Source organism: Sphingomonas sp., assembly GCF_036402235.1.
Classification (GTDB): domain Bacteria; phylum Pseudomonadota; class Alphaproteobacteria; order Sphingomonadales; family Sphingomonadaceae; genus Sphingomonas.
In genome coordinates, this window is record NZ_DASWTG010000008.1 from 14,351 (window position 1) to 33,047 (window position 18,697).

Annotated in this window: 15 protein-coding genes; all 15 read right to left on the minus strand. The window is 67.7% G+C overall.

Annotated features, from left to right (window positions below; translation table 11 throughout):
• Positions 1-53: 53 nt before the first annotated feature.
• Positions 54-1,307 carry an MFS transporter gene (locus VGD28_RS00810; protein ID WP_331026428.1) on the minus strand — a complete coding sequence of 418 codons (1,254 nt, stop codon included), beginning with the start codon at positions 1,305-1,307 and terminating at the stop codon, positions 54-56.
• Positions 1,304-1,972 carry an aspartate/glutamate racemase family protein gene (locus VGD28_RS00815; protein WP_331026429.1) on the minus strand — a complete coding sequence of 223 codons (669 nt, stop codon included), beginning with the start codon at positions 1,970-1,972 and terminating at the stop codon, positions 1,304-1,306. Before VGD28_RS00815 ends, VGD28_RS00810 begins: the two co-directional genes overlap by 4 nt.
• Positions 1,973-2,074: 102 nt before the next feature.
• Positions 2,075-5,149: an alpha-L-rhamnosidase gene (locus VGD28_RS00820; RefSeq protein ID WP_331026430.1), complete on the minus strand. Its 3,075-nt coding sequence runs from the start codon at positions 5,147-5,149 to the stop codon at positions 2,075-2,077.
• Positions 5,150-5,151: 2 nt separating this feature from the next.
• Positions 5,152-6,078: an amidohydrolase family protein gene (locus VGD28_RS00825; RefSeq protein ID WP_331026431.1), complete on the minus strand. Its 927-nt coding sequence runs from the start codon at positions 6,076-6,078 to the stop codon at positions 5,152-5,154.
• Position 6,079: 1 nt separating this feature from the next.
• Positions 6,080-6,832: an SDR family NAD(P)-dependent oxidoreductase gene (locus VGD28_RS00830; protein WP_331026600.1), complete on the minus strand. Its 753-nt coding sequence runs from the start codon at positions 6,830-6,832 to the stop codon at positions 6,080-6,082.
• Between the two features lie 8 nt (positions 6,833-6,840).
• Complete coding sequence (locus VGD28_RS00835; RefSeq protein ID WP_331026432.1) at positions 6,841-7,695, minus strand: fumarylacetoacetate hydrolase family protein; 855 nt, start codon at positions 7,693-7,695, stop codon at positions 6,841-6,843.
• Positions 7,696-7,718: 23 nt separating this feature from the next.
• Positions 7,719-8,909 carry an L-rhamnonate dehydratase gene (gene rhmD, locus VGD28_RS00840; protein ID WP_331026433.1) on the minus strand — a complete coding sequence of 397 codons (1,191 nt, stop codon included), beginning with the start codon at positions 8,907-8,909 and terminating at the stop codon, positions 7,719-7,721.
• Positions 8,910-8,923: 14 nt separating this feature from the next.
• Positions 8,924-10,288 (minus strand): glycoside hydrolase family 140 protein, encoded by a 1,365-nt coding sequence (locus VGD28_RS00845; RefSeq protein WP_331026434.1) that lies wholly within the window; start codon positions 10,286-10,288, stop codon positions 8,924-8,926.
• Positions 10,289-10,407: 119 nt separating this feature from the next.
• A complete protein-coding gene (glcF, locus tag VGD28_RS00850; RefSeq protein WP_331026435.1) occupies positions 10,408-11,697 on the minus strand; it encodes a glycolate oxidase subunit GlcF in 1,290 nt (429 codons plus the stop codon).
• On the minus strand, positions 11,697-12,803 hold the full coding sequence (glcE, locus tag VGD28_RS00855) for a glycolate oxidase subunit GlcE (RefSeq protein WP_331026436.1): 1,107 nt from the start codon (positions 12,801-12,803) through the stop codon (positions 11,697-11,699). Before glcE ends, glcF begins: the two co-directional genes overlap by 1 nt.
• A 110-nt stretch (positions 12,804-12,913) precedes the next feature.
• On the minus strand, positions 12,914-14,407 hold the full coding sequence (locus VGD28_RS00860) for an FAD-linked oxidase C-terminal domain-containing protein (RefSeq protein ID WP_331026437.1): 1,494 nt from the start codon (positions 14,405-14,407) through the stop codon (positions 12,914-12,916).
• A 12-nt stretch (positions 14,408-14,419) separates the two neighbouring features.
• Positions 14,420-15,184: an SDR family NAD(P)-dependent oxidoreductase gene (locus tag VGD28_RS00865; protein WP_331026438.1), complete on the minus strand. Its 765-nt coding sequence runs from the start codon at positions 15,182-15,184 to the stop codon at positions 14,420-14,422.
• On the minus strand, positions 15,181-16,320 hold the full coding sequence (gene lldD, locus VGD28_RS00870; RefSeq protein ID WP_331026439.1) for an FMN-dependent L-lactate dehydrogenase LldD: 1,140 nt from the start codon (positions 16,318-16,320) through the stop codon (positions 15,181-15,183). The genes VGD28_RS00865 and lldD overlap by 4 nt, the downstream gene beginning before the upstream one ends.
• On the minus strand, positions 16,317-17,672 hold the full coding sequence (locus VGD28_RS00875; protein WP_331026440.1) for a pectate lyase: 1,356 nt from the start codon (positions 17,670-17,672) through the stop codon (positions 16,317-16,319). Before VGD28_RS00875 ends, lldD begins: the two co-directional genes overlap by 4 nt.
• Positions 17,673-17,682: 10 nt before the next feature.
• Positions 17,683-18,663, minus strand: coding sequence for a sugar phosphate isomerase/epimerase family protein (locus tag VGD28_RS00880; protein WP_331026441.1), 981 nt, complete (start codon positions 18,661-18,663; stop codon positions 17,683-17,685).
• Positions 18,664-18,697 lie beyond the last annotated feature (34 nt).

The following is an 18,697-nucleotide window of genomic DNA, read 5'->3' on the forward strand; positions in this document are numbered from 1 at the left end:
GTTGCTCTCCCTTTCCGGTTGCGACACGGCCCGCTTGTTCGCGCGGGCTCGCATCAGGCGGCGGCGGGCGCCGCCTTCTGGTCGAACCCCTTCGAGCTATCGATCGCCGCGAACAGGCCGGCCGCGATCAGCACCATCAGGGCGATGCCCTGCACGGGCAGGTCGTAGCTGCCGGTGCCCGCGATGATGTAGCCGGTGGCCACGGTGCAGATGAACCCGCCGAGATTGCCGAGCATGTTCATGAAGCCCGTCGCGGTGCCGCCGTACCGCCCGCCGATCGACATGCACATCGCCCAGGCGGACGGCAGCATCAGGTCCATCACGGCGAAGCTCGCAGCGGCCAGCGCCACGACCATGGTCTTGTCGGGGGTCAGGCTCATCGCCAGCAACAGCGCCGCGGTGACGGCGAGGCAGATGCTGGTGATCAGGCGATAGGCGAGCTTGAACCCGATCCGCGCGCCCAGCCGGTCGCTCAGCACCCCGCCGATCAGGTTGCTGACGATGCCGAGCAGGAACGGGATCGCCGCATAAAGGGCCATCTCGGCCGGGGTGAACCCGCGGCCGTTCGTCATCCACTGCGCGAACCAGCCGAAGAAGAACCAGCTGCCGAACGCGTAGAAGAAATAGGCGATGCCGATCAGCCAGAGCTGCGGCAGGCCGAGCAGCTTGCCCCAGGGCGTGCCCGAATGGCCGGCGCCCGCGTCGTCGCCGATCTCGGCCACTTCCTCCGCCGTGATGCCGGGCTGGTCGGCCGGGCGGTCATGATACCAGCGCCACCACAGGATCGCCCAGACGAAGCCGACCAGGCCCAGGATGACGAATACCATCTGCCAGCCGAGATGCGCGTTCATCGGCACCAGCAGCAATGGCGCGAGGGCTCCGCCGAGGCGGCTCGCCGCCCAGATCACGCCCTGCCCGCGCGCGCGCTCGCGCTTGGGGAACCAGCGGTAGAGCACGCCCGACATGTTGGGATAGGCGCCCGCGGCGCCGAGGCCGAACAGGAAGCGCGCCGCGGTGATCTGCCAGAAATTGATGCAGGCCGCGGTGATCGCGGTGAAGAACGACCACCACACGGTGATCCGCGTCAGCTCCTTGCGATAGCCGAAGCGGTCGCCGATCGCGCCCGACGGCACCTCGAACACGGCATAGGCGAAGGTGTAGGCGCCGAGCACCCAGCCCCATTGCGACGGCGTGAGGCCAAGGTCCTTCTGGATCGCAGTCCCGGTGACCGCGATCGCCATGCGGTCGATGAAGGTGATGACCGAGAGCGCGGCGAGCAGGCCGAGAACGACATGCCGCTTCTTCATTGGCCGAGGCCCTTGAGCACTTCGGCCGCGCGCAGCATGCCGAGCTCGGGGCTCGACAGCACCGGCGCCTTGACCGCGCCTTCGGGCAGGCTCGCGACGACGCGCGCCATCGACGCCTGCGCCAGCACGATCGCGTCGACCTCGGCCAGCGCGTTGGTCAGCGCCTCGCCGACGATGCGGTCATGCGTCGCGCCGTCGCCCTTCATCACCGCCTCGAACGCGCCTTCGCACAGATGCGCGACCAGCTCGATGTCCTTACCCTGCTCGGCGGCCACGCGGCGGACGAGGTCGGCGGTCGGGTCGAGCGTGGTGGACAGCGTCGCGACGACGCCGATCCGCCTGGCGCTCGCCACCGCCTGCTCCGCCATGGCGCGATCGACGCGCAGCACGGGCTGCTCATAGAGTTCCGCCGCCATCTCCACGGCGCGGCCGATCGACGAGCAGGTCACCATCGCCACGTCGCACCCGGCGTCGAAGGTCGATCCGACCAGCCGGATCACCTGCCGCATGGTCGATTTCTGCAGATGCCCGGCGGCGATCGTGTTCTTGATCGTGCTCTCGTCGACGAAGTGCAGGATGCGCACATCGGGCATCACCCGCGCCGCGATCTCGTTGAACACCGCCGCGAGCATCGGCGAGTTGTGGACCAGTCCCAGCGTCGGCATCGATGTTCCTCTCCAGTCTCTTGTCCTGATCGCCCTCACCCCTCCCTCTCCCATTGGGAGAGGGAGGGAGGCGCGCAGCGCCGGAAGGGTGAGGGCAGCTCACTATCCACGCACGAATTCGTAGCTGCCCGCACCGATCTCGAAGCGAGTCAGTCCCTCGGCTTCGCTTGCCGCGCCCGGCACCCCGCGCCAGCCGTTGCCAGGCAATTCAACCTCGGCAACGGCATTCGCCGGCACGGTCAGCGCAAACCGCTTCAAACCTTCGGAATCGCCCCCCGTCTCGGTCGCGATCAGCCCCACCGGCGAGTCGAACCGAGCCGAAACCCGACCCACCTCGGGCAGCCACACCGGCCGCACCGCGATCCGGCGGAAGCCCGGTGCCGCAGGCGCGATTCCCCCCAGCCGCCGGTAGAAGAAGCCGACCACCGCGCCGAAGGCATAATGGTTGTAGCTGTTCATGCTGAGGTCGCCGGTGTCGCCGTTCCAGCGCTCCCACACCGTCGTCCCGCCCTGCTGCGGCATATAGCCCCAGCTCGGATAGCCGGTCTGGAGCAGCAGGCCGCTGACTTCCTCCCACAGGCCCGCATCGGCGAGCACGTCGAGCAGATAGGGCGTGCCGAGGAAGCCGGTCGACAGCTTCATGCCGCGCCCGCGAATCTCCTCCGCCAGCACCCGCGCCGCCGCCGCGCGCCGGTCCTGCGGCACCAGCCCGAAGGCAAGCGAGAGCACCTGACTGGTCTGGCTGCCGTTGCCGCACACCCCGTCCGCGCCCACGAACTCGGCGGCATAGGCCTCGCCGATCGCCGCGTGCAGCGCGCGGTACCGCATCGCGTCGGCATCACGTCCGGTCGCCGCCGCCATCTCGGCCATCAGCTCGGCCGACCAGGCCCAATAGGCGGTGGCACACAGGATGCGCGGCGTGGTCTCGTCGTCGGGCAGAATCGCATCCACCGACAGCCAGTCGCCAAGGTCTAGGCCGCGGTCGTTGCGCCACACATGATCGGGGTTGGTGCGCGCGACATACGCCATCCAGGCCTCCATCGCCTCCCAATTCTCGTCGATCACCGCGGTGTCGCCGTAACGCTGCCACAGCTGCCACGGCAGGATGATCCCCGCCTCGCTCCACCCGGCCGTCACGACATCGGGGAAGGACAAGGGCTGCGGCACCACGATCGGGTACGCCCCGTCGGGCCGCTGCGCCGCGCGCGCCTCGAGCAGGAAGCGGCGGATGAAGGGATCGACCTCCATGTTGAACGCCGCGGCGTCGAGGAACACCTGGATGTCGCCCATCCACCCCATCCGCTCGTCGCGCTGCGGGCAATCGGTCGGCACGGCGAAGAAGTTCGACCGCTGGCTCCACAGCGCGTTGTTCCAGATCTGCTGGAGCAGCGGCGCGTCGTGGAAGGTCATCTGCCCCACCTCCCGGCAGGCGCTGTGGACGACCACACCCTCGACATCATCCGCGGTCGGCGTGCCGGGATAACCTTCGACCTCGACATAGCGGAAGCCGTGATAGGTGAAGTGGGGCTCGAAGGCTTCGGTCGCACCGGTCCCGGCGAGGATGAAGCTGTCGGTCGCCTTGGCAAGGCGCAGATTGGAGAGGTCCGCAGTGCCGTCGGGGTTGAGCAGCTCGGCGAACTTGGCGGTGATCGTCCTGCCAGCCGGCCCGGCCGCCCGAATGCGCACCCATCCGGGAAAATTCTGGCCGAAGTCGAATACGAACCGGCCCGGCACCGGCTCACTCACCGACACCGCGCGTCGCGTGCCGGTGCGTTCGAGCAGCGGCGAGGTCTGGGCGACGATCGCCGCGTTCGGCGCAGCGCCCACCTTCACATCCGCCCAGCCCGACGCATCGAACCCCGGCAGCGCCCAGCCCGGCACCATCCGCCGCGCATCGAACGTCTCGCCGTCATAGATCTCCGACTTTAGGATCGGCGATGTCGCGATCTTCCAGCCCGGCCCGGTCGTCACCCAGTCGTGCGACCCGTCGGCATAGTCGATCCGCAGCATAGCGCGGAACCGGCGCGGCGCGGGGCCGAAGCCGTAACGCTCGATCCGCCAGCCGAACGGCGAGGCATAGAAGCCGTCCCCGACCACCGCACCAAGCGCATTTCCGCCCTGTGCGATCAGGCCGGTGACATCGTAGGTCTGGTAGAGGATGTGGCTCTTGGCGACGGTGATCTCGGGCGCGAGGATCGCCTCGCTTACCTTCTGCCCGTTGATGCGCGCATCATAGGCGCCGAGCGCGGTCGCGTAGAGCCGCGCCGCAACCACCGGCTTAGAAACCTCGAATGCGGTGCGCAGCAACATCGCCGGCTCGCTTGGCCACGGATCGCCCTGCGCCCAGCTCGTGCTCGGCACCACCGCCGCCCAGCCGCTCGCGTCGTAACCGGTGTCAGTCCAGCCTTCGGGCGCGACGGGCATCACCCGGAACGCGCTTCCTACGATCCGCTCAACGCTACCATCCGCGCGGTAGAGGCGGATCAGCGCCGCGAACGCGCCGCCGTCGACCGGGAAGAAGCCCTGCGTGTCCGCCTCGACCAGCGCGCAGACGCTGTTGCGGCCGGGCTTCACCTCGCCTTCGTACGGCGCCAGCGTGCCCCAGAAGGGGAGATAGGTGTCCCAGTCGAAATGCCGGTCGAGCGGCGACTTGACGCCATTGACCCACACGCCGCGCAGATGATCCTTGCCCGCGATCAGCACGTCCGCCGAGACGAGGTCTTCCGGCGCGTCGAAATCGATCCGGAAGGCGTGCGGGCGCGCGTCGAGCGCAACCTCGCCCCACACCCAGCTTACCCCGGCGGCGCGATCCGCAGCGGCATTGTCGTCCTCGGCCTCGATCCAGTCGCCGCGCCAGTCCTCGGCCGCCAGCAGCCCCGCTTCGAACCAGGCAGGATCAGAGGTGATGGCGCCATTGACCTCGACCGTCCACCACACGCGCTGCATCGATGCCAGCGCCGGGCCGCCATAGACGACATCGAGCGTCGCATCGCTCGCGACCTCGCCGCTGTCCCACAGCAGCTCGCCCGCGCCTAATGCCGCCTCGCTCGCTGCGGCGCGGATGCGGTAGCCGGTCTGCACCGCGGCGTCCTCGATCCGCCACGACAGGCGCGGATGCCGCACCTGAGTCCCCAGCAGGTCGACGGTATATTCGGCGCGAAGGTCGGTGACGCGCATGCCTAGAGCTCGATCCCCAGCCGGTAGATGCGATTGGCGTTGCCGCCGAACAAAGCCGCGCGCTCGTCCGCGGAAAAGTCCGCGGTGATCGCATCATAGGCATCGAAATGCTTGTCGAAGCTGCCGAAGAGCTTGTCGGTCGGGAAATTGCTCGCGAACATCGCGCGCTCGGTCCCGAACATCTCGATCGTCTCGAGCACATAGGGCCGCGCCTGCTCGGCATCCCAGGGCCGCCAGGTGAAACCCATGCCCGAGATCTTCACCGCGACATTGGGCAGCGCCGCAAACGCCGCCATGCCGCGCCGCCACTCGCCCCAGCCGTTCACGTCGCCCGGGATCGCCATGCCCGTATGATTGATGATGATCTGCGTGTCCGGATGCTTCGCGATCAACTCAGCTAAATGCGCGAACTGGCCCGGATAGGCCTGGAGGTCGAAGCTCAGATCGAACTTCCCGAGCAGCCCGAACCCGCGTGCCCAGGCATCGCTCGTAGTGACGTCCGCCGGCGAGTAGCTGCGCGCCGGATCGGGATGCCAGTTGATGATGTGGCGGATGCCGCGAACATTGGCATACTCGACATGCGCGGCGAGGAGGTCCTCGACCCGCGGATCGTCGAGTGCGGCGAAGGCGACGATTCCGCTAGGCAGGCCGAGCCCATATGGCCCGGGGGCGTCGGCCATCGCCTGCAACCACTGCGTCTCCTTGAGCGCATCCGCCGGGTCCGCTCCCGCGTCGATATGCACGATACCGCGCACGTCCCACTTCGCCGCATCGGCGAGATAGGCATCGAGCGGATAGTCCGTCGCGATCGGCTCGACGCTGCCATTGGGGCCGTCGTCGCTGAACGGCCCCGTCAGCCACGGGTAGCGGATGTGCTGCAGGTCCCATAGGTGGACGTGCGGATCGACGAGAGGCGGGCGCTGGCTCATCTCAGAAGGTCGTCCGCCCGCCCGAGGTGTCGAAGGTCGCGGCGGTGGTGAAGCTGCACTCCTCGCTCGCCATGAAGCAGACCATCGCGGCGCTCTCGTCCACTTCGCCCAGGCGCCCCATCGGGATCTTCGAGCGCATGTAATCGACCTGGCTCTGCGGCAGCTGCGCCAGGATCGGGCTCTCGAAGGTCGCTGGGGTCAGTGCGTTCGCGATCACGCCCTTGCCCGCCAGCTCCTTGCCCAGCGACTTGGTGAGGCCGATCACCGCCGCCTTCGACGCCGAATAGGCGCTGGCGTTGGGGTTGCCTTCCTTGCCCGCGACCGACGCGATGTTGACGATCCGGCCATAGCCGTTTTCGAGCATCAGCGGCGCGATCGCGCGATTGCAGTAGAACAGCCCGTTGACGTTGATGTCGAACACCTTGAGCCAGCTGTCGACCGGATATTCATGCACCGGCGCGGTCGCCCCGGTGATGCCTGCCGAGCAGACGAGGATGTCGACCTTGCCGCCCAGCGCCGCGGCGCTTGCCTTGGCCGCGGCCTCGACTGCCGCCGCATCCGACACGTCGAGCGCTTCGACATGCGTCGCGCCGGTCTCGTTCTTCGCGGCGGTGAGATTGTCCGCGCTCAGGTCCCACAGCGCGACCGTGCCACCCTCGGCGACGATACGCTTAGCGACCGCCTTGCCCAGCCCCGACGCGCCGCCGGTGATGACCGCCGTCCGCCCGGCGAAACGGCCCGCCCAAGCAGCCAAGGCGCCGCTCATTTCGCTTCCCATGCGACGAAGTCCTGGCGCTGCTCGCCCAGCTTCTCGATGCCCAGCTCGACCACGTCGCCGGCCTTGAGATACCAGGGCTCGGGCTTCTGGCCGAGGCCCACGCCCGGCGGGGTGCCGGTGGTGATGACATCGCCCGGCAGCAGTGTCATGATCTGCGAGAGGTAGGAGACGATCTGCGCAACGGTGAAGATCATCGTCTTCGTGTTGCCGTCCTGCACCTTCTTGCCGTTTACCGACAGCCACATCGATAGGTTCTGCGGATCGCCCACCTCGTCGGCGGTGACCAGCCACGGGCCGATCGGGCCAAAGGTCGGGAAGCCCTTGCCCTTGTCCCAAGTCATGCCCCGCTCGGTCTGCCAGTGGCGCTCGGACACGTCGTTGACCACGCAATAGCCCGCGACATGGTTCAGCGCGTCGGCCTCCGAAACGTAATTGGCGGCAGTACCGATCACGATGCCCAGCTCGACTTCCCAGTCGGTCTTCTTGGAATCCTTCGGGATCGTCACCGGGTCGTTCGGCCCCTGGATACAGCTCACCCATTTGTTGAACACCACCGGCTCCTCGGGGATCGGCAGGTTCGATTCATGCGCATGATCGACATAGTTGAGGCCGATCGCGACGAACTGGCGCGTGCCGGTGACGCAGGGGCCGTAGCGCACGCCGTCCTCGACCAGCGGCAGGCTGGCGGGATCAAGTCCGGCGAGCTTCGCCAGCCCGTCCTTGCCGATCGCGTCCGGGCCGATGTCGGCGACATGGGCGGAGAGGTCGCGGATGCGGCCATCGGCATCGATCAGGCCGGGCTTCTCGGCGCCCGGGGCGCCATAACGGCAGAGCTTCATGGGTCTTCCTTCAGTCTTGAATGTCAGTCGTTCGGATAGGGGCGGTGCAGCGCAATGTCGCGGTTGAGCTCGACGCCGAAGCCGGGCTTGTCGAGCTCGCTCGCTCGGATGCGGCCGTTGACCGGCACCGGCTCGCCCAGCAATTGCGGCGCGAACATCGGCACCACCTCGGTCGGCCCCGGATGCATCATCAGGAACTCGGCGAAGGGCGAGTTATGGCGCGTCACCACGAAGTGATAGCTGTAGACCGACGATCCGTGCGGAACCATCAGCACGCCCTTCTTGTCGGCGTCGTCGGCGATCTTGATCAGCTCGGTCACGCCGCCGCACCAGCCGACATCGGGCTGGATGATGTCGCAGCAATCCATCTCGAGCAGCATCCTGAAGCCCCAGCGGGTCGATTCATGCTCGCCGGTGGTGACGAGCAGGCCCTCGGGCGCGTTCTTCTTGAGCTGCGCATAGCCCCAGTAATCGTCGGGCGAGAGCGCTTCCTCGATCCATTTGAGGCCACATTCGTTCCATGCGCGGTGCGCAAGGCGGGTGGCGTAATCGATGTCGAGCGCCATCCAGCAATCGTACATCAGCCAGAAATCGTCGCCGCACTTCGCGCGCATGTCGGCGAGCAACGCGATGTTCTTTTCCATCCCCTCCTCACCCTCGGCCGGGCCGTGGTGAAGCGGGAGCTTGCCGCCGATGAAGCCCATTTCCTTGGCGAGGTCAGGCCGCGCGCCGGTGGCGTAGAATTGCATCTCGTCGCGCACCGCGCCGCCGAGCAGGTGATAGACCGGTTCCTGGCGCAGCTTGCCGAGCAGATCCCAGACCGCGAGATCGACGCCCGAAATGGCGTTCACGACCAGCCCCTTGCGCCCGTAATATTGGCTGGCGAAGTACATCTGGTCCCAGATCGTCTCATAGTCCGACGGGTCACGCCCGATCAGGAAGCGCGACAGATGCTTCTCGACGATGAAGCAGGCAGGCTCGCCGCCCGTCGTCACCGCAAAGCCGATCGTGCCGTCCTCGGCCTCCAGCTCGACGACCAGCGTGCCGAGCACGTTGATGCCGAAGCTCTGGCGGCTCTGGCGATACTCCGGATATTTCGACATCGGCGTCGCGATGTGATCGTCGATCCAGTGCCCCGCGCCCTGGTCGTGATAATCGGCGCCACCGCCGCGCACCGTATAGGCGCGGACATATTTGATCTTCGGAAGACCCACGGATTCCCCTTCGCTCATCGTGCGGCACCGTCCAGCACCAGCACCCAGTCATTGCCCGCCGCGGTCTCTCCCGGCGGATCGAAAATTTGCGCGCCGCGGTTGGCGAAACTGCCCGCGGGTGTGAACTTGCCGTCGCGCGGCGAATACCATTGCGCCTTGACCCGGGCGCCGGCGATCGCGCCCAGCTTCATCGTGAAGGAGCGGCCGGTATAGGTGTAGGCGAAGGCATAGGCCTTGCCCCGGCTCGCCAGCACGCGATCGTAGCGTACGCTATTGTCGGCGATCATCGCCTGATCTGGCACGCGCTCCAGCATCGGCCGCGATTCGATCAGCGTGCGCAGGTGGCGCATCTGGTTTGCGCCGGGAGCCTCCAGCGACGCATCCCAGCGCTGATTGGGCTCGAAATTGGCGTCCTTCGAGCCGGCCACGAACATCTGCATGACGTGGTTCTCGCCATAGGTGTGGCCGAACGCGCCGGCCATCACGCCCCACCAGGCATAGCGGCGCACGTCCGCCGCCTGCCAGCGCGGCTGGTTCGGCTCGTGCAGGCCGTGCGGGATATTCTCGTAGCTCGGCTCGCCGTCGATCGTCGGCTTGGGCGGGGTGCGCGCGAGGTCCTGCTCGACATAGCGCCAATTGTCCTCGCCGATCGCATTCGGCCCTTCCTGCGCGTAGCTGCGGTGGCCGGACTGGAACATGTTGAAGTCGAGCCACAGCGCCTGATGCCATTGCCACGACGACGCCGTGCGACCGATCGGGTGGAAGGTCATCAGCTGCTGCGGCGCGATCTTCTTGATCGTGGTGCCGAGCGCGTCCCACACCGCGGTGCGCATCTCCGACCGCGTATCGCCGCCATTGAGCCAGATCACATTGGGCGCCTTGCCGTAGCGCTCGGCCATGAAGCGGCCATAGCTCTCGACATTCTTCTCGTTGAGCTGGCGCTCCATCGCGAGATCGCCCCAGGCGGGCACCAACGCGACATAGATGCCGTGCGCAGCGGCGCGCTCGACCACCCAGTCTAGATGATCCCAATAGTCGTATTCGCCGGCCTTTGCCGGATCCTTGCCCGGCGTGGTGCGCGGCCGCCCCGGATCGCCGTCGACCAGCGCGGGCGCGTCGTAGCGATTGGTCATCTTGTTGGTGTGGAGGACCATCACCTGGACGACGTTGAAGCCCTGCCGCTGGCGGGTGGCGAGATAATGCTCGGTCTCTTCGCGGGTGAGGCGGCTGAGCAGCAGCCAGGCGGTATCGCCGAGCCAGAAGAACGGCTTGCCGCCAGCCTCGAGATAGCGGTGGTTGGCCGAGACGGTGAGCGGCGGCGTCTGCGCCGCAGCGGGGATCGCAGCCGAAGCGGCGAGCGCTGCCAGCAGATATCGCATTCCACTCGTCATTGCCGGCATCCCCGCACTCTCCCGCTCCGCCGCGAAATGGCGAACTTCGTCTACACGAGGACTCGCCGCCTCGATCGGTACATTTTAAATATAATAGTATTATTTGGTCAAGCGTTTCGATGCGCGAAAGCGGCGGGTGCGGGGCCGCCGGTCGCCCAGTCGAGCAGCTCGATCGTGTGGGCGATCGGCGTCTCGCCGAACCGTGCGATCTGCATGACGCAGCCGACATTGCCGGTCGCGATCACGTCCGCCTGAAGCCGTTCCAGATTGGACGCTTTTCGCGCGCCGAGCTGGCCGGCGATCTCGGGCTGGAGGATGTTGTAGGTGCCCGCCGATCCGCAGCACAGATGCGCTTCGACCGGCGTGCGCACCACATAGCCTGCCGCGGCGAGCAGCTTTTTGGGCGCATCGGTCACCTTCTGCCCGTGCTGGAGCGAGCAGGCGGCGTGATAGGCAACGGTCAGCCCACGCCCGTTGCCGCGCGGCAGCTCCGACTCGGCCAGCAGCTCCGAGATATCCTTCGCCAGCGCCGAGACCCGCGCCGCCCTCTCCGCATAGGCGGGGTCACCCCGCAGCATGAAGCCATAGTCCTTGATCGTCGTGCCGCAGCCGGACGCGGTCACCACGATCGCCGCCAGCCCATCGCCCTCGATCTCGCGCATCCATGCGTCGACGTTGCGACGCGCCGCATCGAGGCTATCGGCTTCGCGTCCCAGGTGATGGACCAGCGCACCGCAGCAACCCTCGCCCGCCGCGAACACCACGTCGAACCCGGCGCGATTGAGCAGGCGGATCGCCGCCGCACGATACTCTGGCTTGAGCACCGGTTCGGCGCAGCCCCGAAGCAGCGCGACGCGGCCCTTAGCGCCTGGGACGGTCGCGTTGGCCGCCGGGACCGGCGCGGGCACGCGCGCAGGCGCCATCGCCAGCATCGCCGCAAGCGGCTTCACCCCGGCGATCAGCGGCGCGAACGGGCGCCCGAGCTTCGCCAGCGTCAGTGCGGCGCGGAACCGCGCGGGATAGGGCAGCACCCAGGCCAGCACCTGCCGCACCGCGCGCTCGTGCCAGGGGCGCCGGTAATTCTCGTGGATATAGGCCCGCGCGTGATCGACCAGGTGCATGTAGTTCACCCCCGAGGGGCAGGTCGTCATGCACGACAGGCAGGAGAGGCAGCGGTCGACATGCTTGACCGTCTCCGGCCCCGGCTTGCGCTGGTTCTCCAGCATGTCCTTGATCAGGTAGATGCGGCCGCGCGGGCTATCGAGCTCGTCGCCGAGCAGCGCATAGGTCGGGCAGGTCGCGGTGCAGAAGCCGCAATGCACGCATTTGCGGATCACGCCCTCGGACGATGCCGTCGCCGGATCGGCGAGCTGTTCGGGAGTAAAGCGCGTTTGCATCAGAAGCGCCCCGTCTCGAACACGCCATCGGGGTCGAAGGCGCGGCGCACGCGCGCCTCGATCCCGGCGAGCGCGGAGGGTTGCGGGTGGAGCGCCGGAACCGCGCCGCGCATGGCCTCACTCGCCCGGACCAGCATGGCATGCCCGCCCGCCGATCCCGCCGCGGCGCGGATCGCGGCGGGATCGGCGGTGCTCGCCAGCCAGATCAGGCCGCCCGCCCAGTCGAACAGCCACTCGGCATCGGGCAGTGCGCCGATCACATCCGGCGCCTTTCCGGGCGCCACGATCAGCCGCCACAACGGCCATTCGCGAGGCAGCGGCGTGGCATCGCGCACCGCGAGCCAGAGCGCATCGCCCTCCTCGATCGGCTCGAATTCGGGCAGCATCGCCGCGCGCGCGGCGACCGATTCCGCGAACCCGTCGAGCCGCAGCGCGGTCACTGCCTCGCCCCGCCAATCGGGCAGATGCGCCGCAGCGGTGACCTCCGCCGCAGCCCCCATCGCGCGCGCCATCGCCGCGACCGCACCCGTCGCGTCCAGCCCGCGCATCGCCAGCGTCAGGCGGGTACGCGGGGCGGGCAGCACCTTGAGCGTCAGCTCGGTCAGTGCCGCGAGCCGCCCCCAGCTTCCCGCCATCAGCTTGGGCAGGTCGTAGCCGGTGACGTTCTTGACCACCTTCGCCCCCGCGACGAAGCGCTCGCCCCTACCCGACACCGCAGTGAAGCCGAGCAAGTGATCGCGCGCGCCGCCGCACGACAGACGCGCCGGGCCGGCGACGCCAGCCGCGATGACGCCGCCGATCGTCGCGCCATCGCCGTTGCCGAGCATCGCGCCATGGTCGAACGGGTCGAAGGCCAGCATCTGTCCCTCGCCCGCGACCAGTGCCCCTATCTCCGCCAGGGGCGTTCCGGCGCGCACGGTCAACACCAGTTCGGGCGGGTCGTAGTCGATCACGCCGGAGAATCCGCGCATGTCCACCACCCGCGCATCGCAGGGCGCCCCGATCCCGTCCTTGGTGCCGCCGCCGCGCAGGCGGAGCTTTCCGCCAGCGTCGCGAGCCTCCGCCACGGTCGCGCAGAGTGCGTCGACGGAATCGGGGAAAATCATCCCACCCGCCGTTCGTGCTGAGCTTGTCGAAGCACCGTTCCTCTTTCTGCCCGAACTGCACAGCCCTTCGACAGGCTCAGGGCCAACGGGTGAAGGTGATCCGTCATCGGTCAGAACCGCGGCAGATCGGGAAACGGCGCCTGCCCGCGATGGACGTGCATCCGGCCCAGCTCGGCGCAGCGGTGGAGTTCGGGGAACATCTTGCCGGGGTTGAGCAGCAGTTCGGGATCGAAGGCGCATTTCACTCGCTGCTGCTGAGCAAGATCGGCTTTCGAGAACATCGTGTGCATGAGGTCGCGCTTCTCCACCCCCACGCCATGCTCGCCAGTCAGCACGCCGCCGACCTCGACGCACAGTTTGAGGATATCCGCGCCGAACGCCTCGGCCTGTTCGAGCTGGCCCGGCTGGTTGGCGTCGTAGAGGATCAGCGGGTGGAGGTTGCCGTCGCCGGCATGGAAGACGTTGATCACGCCGAGGCCGTATTGCTCGGACAGCGCCTTCATCCGGGTCAGAACCTCTGGCAGGCGGCGGCGCGGGATGGTGCCGTCCATGCAGTAATAATCGGGCGAGATGCGCCCCGCGGCCGGAAACGCCGCCTTGCGCCCGGCCCAGAAGGCTACGCGCTCTGCCTCGTCCGCCGAGGCGCGCACCGAGACCGCGCCATTCGCCCGCGCGATCGCCTCGACCTCGCCGGTCAAATGCCCGCACTCCGCGCCCGGCCCGTCGAGCTCGACGATCAGCAAGGCCTCGACATCGAGCGGATAGCCGACCTGCACAAACGCCTCCGCCGCATGGATGGCTGGTCTGTCCATCATCTCCATCCCCGCCGGGATGATGCCCGCGGCGATGACCTGCGCGACGCAGACCCCGGCCCTTTCGACATCGGGGAAGCCGATCAGCAGCGCCTTGGCCGTCTCCGGCCGCGGCAGGATGCGCACGGTGACTTCGGTGACTACGCCCAGCAGGCCCTCGGACCCGACGATCAGCCCGAGCAGGTCGAGCCCCGCCGGCTCGAGTCCGCGCCCGCCGAGGCGGACCACCTCGCCCTCGATCGTCACCAACTCGACGCCGAGCACGTTGTGGGTCGTCAGCCCGTATTTGAGGCAATGCACCCCGCCCGAATTCTCGGCGACATTGCCGCCGATCGTGCAGGCGATCTGGCTCGACGGGTCGGGAGCGTAGTAGAAGCCCGCCTCCTCCACCGCGCGCGTAATGGTGAGGTTGGTGACGCCGGGCTGCACCACCGCGACGCGGTCGGCGTAATCGATGTCGAGCACGCGGTTGAACTTGGCCATGCCGAGCAGGACGCCATCCGCCAGCGGCAGCGCTCCCCCCGACAGCGAGGTTCCCGCGCCGCGCGGCACGACCTTCACCCGGTTTTGATGGCACCAGCGCAGCACGGCGGCGACCTGCTCGACGGTCTCGGGCAGCACGACCAGCAGCGGGATCTGGGCATAGGCGGTGAGCGCATCGGACTCATAGGGGCGCAGCGCCTCGAGCTCGTCGATCACGCCCTCGCCGGGGACGATCTTACGCATCGCCGCCACGATCTCCGCCCGCCGCGCCAGCGTGACGGCATCGGGCGGAGGCATGACGAGCGACACGCCGTCGCGATCCTATTGGAGGTTCACGAACGCGCCGCCATCGACCAGCAGCGCCGCCCCGGTGACATAGGCGGCCATGTCGGAGGCGAGGAAGACGATCGGCCCGGCGAGATCCCCGGACTCGCCCAGCCGTCCGAGCGGGATGCGCGCGGTCATGCGGTCGCGTTTTTCCTGATCGGCGAGATCGTCCTTGTTGATCTCGGTCAGGATCGTGCCGGGCAGCACCGAATTGCAGCGGATGCCGTGCTTGCCGAGCGCGATCGCCGCCGACTGCATCAGCGAATGCACGCCCGCCTTGGTCGGGGTGTAGTGCGTCTGGAACTCGCCGCCGACCAAGGCCGAGATCGACGAGACCGCGACGATCGCGCCCCCCTCGCCCTGCTTGACCATCTGGTTGGCCGCGGCCTGCACCATGTAGTAGGCGCCGTGCAGGTTGACGCGGAAGGTGCGATCGACCGTCTCGACCGGCATGTCGAGGAACGCATGGAACGGGCAGATGCCCGCGTTGGAGACCATCACGTCGACGCGGCCGAATGCCTCGACCGCCTTGCTGACGAAATCGGTCGCGGTCTCGGGCAAGGCGACGTCGCCCTTCACCGCCAGGCCCTTCCGCCCCAGCGCTTCGATCTCCGCGACGCAGGAGGCGGCCTTGTCGTCGCTCGACGCATAGTTGATCGCGACGTTCGCGCCGTGCTGCGCGGCGCCGATCGCCGCGGCGCGGCCAATGCCGGTCGATCCGCCGGTGACCAGCACGGTCTTGCCTTCAAGAAGCTTCATTTCACATCCTCAGCGAGGATCGAGCGATCGATCGCTTCGATCCGGTTGACCCCGGTCAGCGTCATCGCGACCTTCATTTCCTTCGCGATCAGGTCGAGCAGCTTGGTCACCCCCGCCTCGCCCTGCGCCGCGAGCGCATAGACCCAGGCGCGGCCCAGCAGCACGCCCTGTGCGCCCAGCGCGAGCATCCGCACCAGGTCGAGCCCGTTGCGCACCCCGCCATCGGCGAGCACGGTCAGCTTGTCGCCCACGGCATCGGCGATCGCCGGCAGCGCCCGCGCGCTGGAGAGCACGCCGTCGAGCTGGCGTCCGCCATGGTTGGAGACGACGATGCCGTCGGCGCCGATCGCCGCCGCCTCGCGCGCATCCTCAGGGTCGAGAATGCCCTTGATGATCAGCGGCCCGCCCCATTCCGCGCGGATCCAGTCGAGATCCTTCCACTGGATGGACGGATCGAAATTGGCGCCGAGCCAGCCCATATAGTCGTTGAGTCCGCTATCCTTGCCGAGCACCGGGAGCAGATTGCCCAGCATGTGCGGCCGCCCCCGCAGGCCGACGTCCCACGACCAGCCCGGCTTGCCCATTGCCTGGAGCACGCGGCGCAGCGGACCATAGGGTCCGGACATGCCCGAATGTGCATCGCGGTAGCGCGCGCCCGGCACCGGCATATCGACCGTGAAGACCAGCGCGCCGGCGCCCGCCGCCCTGGCGCGCGCGATCAGGTCGCGCATGAAGCCGCGGTCGCGAATTACGTAAAGCTGGAACCAGAAGGGGTCGGCCGCCTGCGCCACTTCCTCGATCGAACAGATCGACACGGTCGAGAGGCAGGTGGGAATGCCGGCGGTCTTCGCCGCGCGCGCCGCCTGCAGCTCGCCACGGCGGGCGTACATCCCGCTGATGCCGACCGGCCCCAACGCGACGGGCAGCGCGATCTCGCGTCCGAACAGCGTCGTCTTGAGATCGATGCTGGCGACGTCCTTGAGCACGCGCTGGCGCAGTGCGATGCCCGCAAGGTCGCTCACGTTGCGGCGCAGCGTTTCCTCGGCATTGGCACCGCCATCGGCATAGTCGAACAGGAAGCGCGGGATCCGACGCCGCGCCGCCTCGCGGAAATCGTTGGCGGAGGAGATGATCACGCGCGGTCCTTTCCGGCGGCAAGCTCGTTCAGATATTCCTCCAGATTGCTGTAGCCGTCGCGGTCGCAGTCCGCAGCCCCGTCGGCACGGGCCGGATCGAGTCCGCGTGCGCGCTCCCACGCGTCGGGCATGCCGTCCTGGTCGGTGTCGACGGGCGCCGTGCCCGAACGCAGCGCCGGCCAGCCGCCATCCTGCGCCTCGTTGTCGATGATCCGCCCGGAACGGTTGCGCACGCCCGCAACCACCTTGAGGTCGATCGCGTCGCGGACCAGCGAGGCGCCTGCGCCCGCCAGCACGCGCTCGAACGCGCGCGGCGCCGGATCGGCGGCCACCGCGCCCACATCGAGCGGCGCGTCGAGCCAATAGCCCGCCGGGATATTGCCCGTGACCAGCGCTTTCTGGTCCGCCGGAATGGTCCCGTTCATGCTGTTGCCCGACCAGTAGGCGCGCGCGAGCTGATTCTGCTCCTCGAACGCGAAATTACCCTTGCTGTCGGGTCCGGCGACATAGGCATTGTCGATGAAGTTGTACTGGGCATGGGTCGACACGTCGTAATTATAGCCCGAGCGATCCTTTCCCCAATTGTAGAAGACGTTGGAGCAGAACTCGAACAGCCCGCCCTTGTCGTCCTCGCTCGGCAGCGAATAATTGCCCGGGCGCGGCATGCGGTCGAGATGATTGGCCCAGAGATTGTGATGCCAGCTGATCTTCGCCCCGCGCGCCGCGCGGATCAGGCTCCCGAAGCCGTGCTCGCCCTTGTCGTGGTTCGACTTGCGCAGCGAATTGGCGATGATCGACCATTGCACGGTCAGATCCCACACCCCGTCGCCCGGCTTGTCGTAATGCGTCGAGGCCGAGAGCGTCTCGTCGATCGACCAGCTCGCCGAGACATGATCGAGGATGATCCGCCGGCCTTTCGTGATCGTCAGCGCGTCCTGTTGCGTCCCCGATGCCGCGCCCAGCCGCGCGCGGATGTAGCGCACCACCACGTCGTTCGCGGCGATGTTGAGCGAGCGGTCGCGGATCGTGATGCCGTCGCCCGGCGCGGTCTGCCCGGCGATGGTCAGCCGCCCGTTGGTGACGACGATGTCGGACTTGAGCGCGATCGTGCCCGAAACATGGAACACCACCGTTCGCGGCCGCTCGGCCTCCAGCGCCGCGCGCAGGCTGCCCGGCCCGGAATCGTTGAGGTTGGTGACCGCGATCACCCGCCCGCCGCGCCCGCCTTCGGAAAAGCGACCTGCGCCCTCCGCGCCAGGGAACGCAGGGACCTTTGGGATCTCGCTCTGCGCCAGCGCCGGGCAGGCCAGGCTCAGCGCGCCGACTGCGGCGATACGGGGAAGGATACTCACGGTCGTCCGGTCAGAAGGAAGTGAACAAGGCTTCGCGCGCGAGGCGCAGCGCGGTCACCGCATCCTGCCGGTCCTGCGCGTCCTGCATCGCGGCGAAGTCGAGCTTGTCGAGCGCGCTCTCGATGCCCTTGAGGAAGCTGATCGCGCCGTTGGCGACCGCGACCGAATCCTCGCGGAACGGGAACTGGTCGAGCTGCCACACGCCCTCCCACTTGTTCTTGCGCAGCGTGTAGAAGAATTCGAACAGCTCGATCGGGTGGACCGACCCGGCCATCAGGTCGTCGTCCCACCCGCGGAAATTGTCGTTCACGTCCATGCCGAACAGCCGGCCGTGATCGATCGCGAGCTGCGCCGAATCCGCCGGGCTCTCGCCGCCGTACAGCGCATGGCCGAAGTCGAGCAGGATGCCGACATTGGGCAGCCCCATCCGCTCGATGCCGAGCAGCGTGCGCGACACGCTGTCATAGCTCATATGGCAGCGCGGCTCGCGCGGCTTGTACTCGATCACGAATTTGAGGTCGGGGTTCTGGCTGGCGAGCTCGCCGATCCCCTCGACGCTCATCTGCCACAGCTTCCCGTGATCGACCTGGAACGGATAGTCCCAGCCGTCCTGGCCCGGCCAGAGCTTCACATAATCGGCGCCGAAGCGGCGGACGACGTTCGCCGCGTCGTTGCACATCTCATTGGCGAGGCGGCGAATCCCGGGATCGGGGTTGGTGAAGGCCCCCTTGGCGAACTGGCGCGTGTAGATCTCCGGCGTGATGCCGATGACCGAGAGGTTGTTGCGCTTGAGCGCTTGCTCGACCGTGTCGAGCGACAGGCTGGGATCGACGAAGGGATAGTTGATGTCGACCACCGACAGGTCGTCGACCTGCCCGGCAAGGTCGATCATCTCGATCAGCGAGCGCGCCGGTCCATAACCGTCGGTCGCATAGCGATCGACGAAGGTCGCGAAATGCCAGATGCCGGCGCCGTACTTCTGATTGCTCACGTGTTCGATCCTTCTGGATGTGCGGCGCATGCAC

Excerpts from the sequence above, each read along its gene's own strand:
- VGD28_RS00825 (WP_331026431.1), bottom strand. The coding sequence starts at position 6,078 with ATGAGCCAGCGCCCGCCTCTCGTCGATCCGCACGTCCACCTATGGGAC.
- VGD28_RS00865 (WP_331026438.1), bottom strand. The coding sequence starts at position 15,184 with ATGAAGCTTCTTGAAGGCAAGACCGTGCTGGTCACCGGCGGATCGACC.
- VGD28_RS00820 (WP_331026430.1), bottom strand. The coding sequence starts at position 5,149 with ATGCGCGTCACCGACCTTCGCGCCGAATATACCGTCGACCTGCTGGGG.
- VGD28_RS00810 (WP_331026428.1), bottom strand. The coding sequence starts at position 1,307 with ATGAAGAAGCGGCATGTCGTTCTCGGCCTGCTCGCCGCGCTCTCGGTC.
- VGD28_RS00845 (WP_331026434.1), bottom strand. The coding sequence starts at position 10,288 with ATGCGATATCTGCTGGCAGCGCTCGCCGCTTCGGCTGCGATCCCCGCT.
- glcE (WP_331026436.1), bottom strand. The coding sequence starts at position 12,803 with ATGATTTTCCCCGATTCCGTCGACGCACTCTGCGCGACCGTGGCGGAG.
- glcF (WP_331026435.1), bottom strand. The coding sequence starts at position 11,697 with ATGCAAACGCGCTTTACTCCCGAACAGCTCGCCGATCCGGCGACGGCA.
- VGD28_RS00815 (WP_331026429.1), bottom strand. The coding sequence starts at position 1,972 with ATGCCGACGCTGGGACTGGTCCACAACTCGCCGATGCTCGCGGCGGTG.
- VGD28_RS00835 (WP_331026432.1), bottom strand. The coding sequence starts at position 7,695 with ATGAAGCTCTGCCGTTATGGCGCCCCGGGCGCCGAGAAGCCCGGCCTG.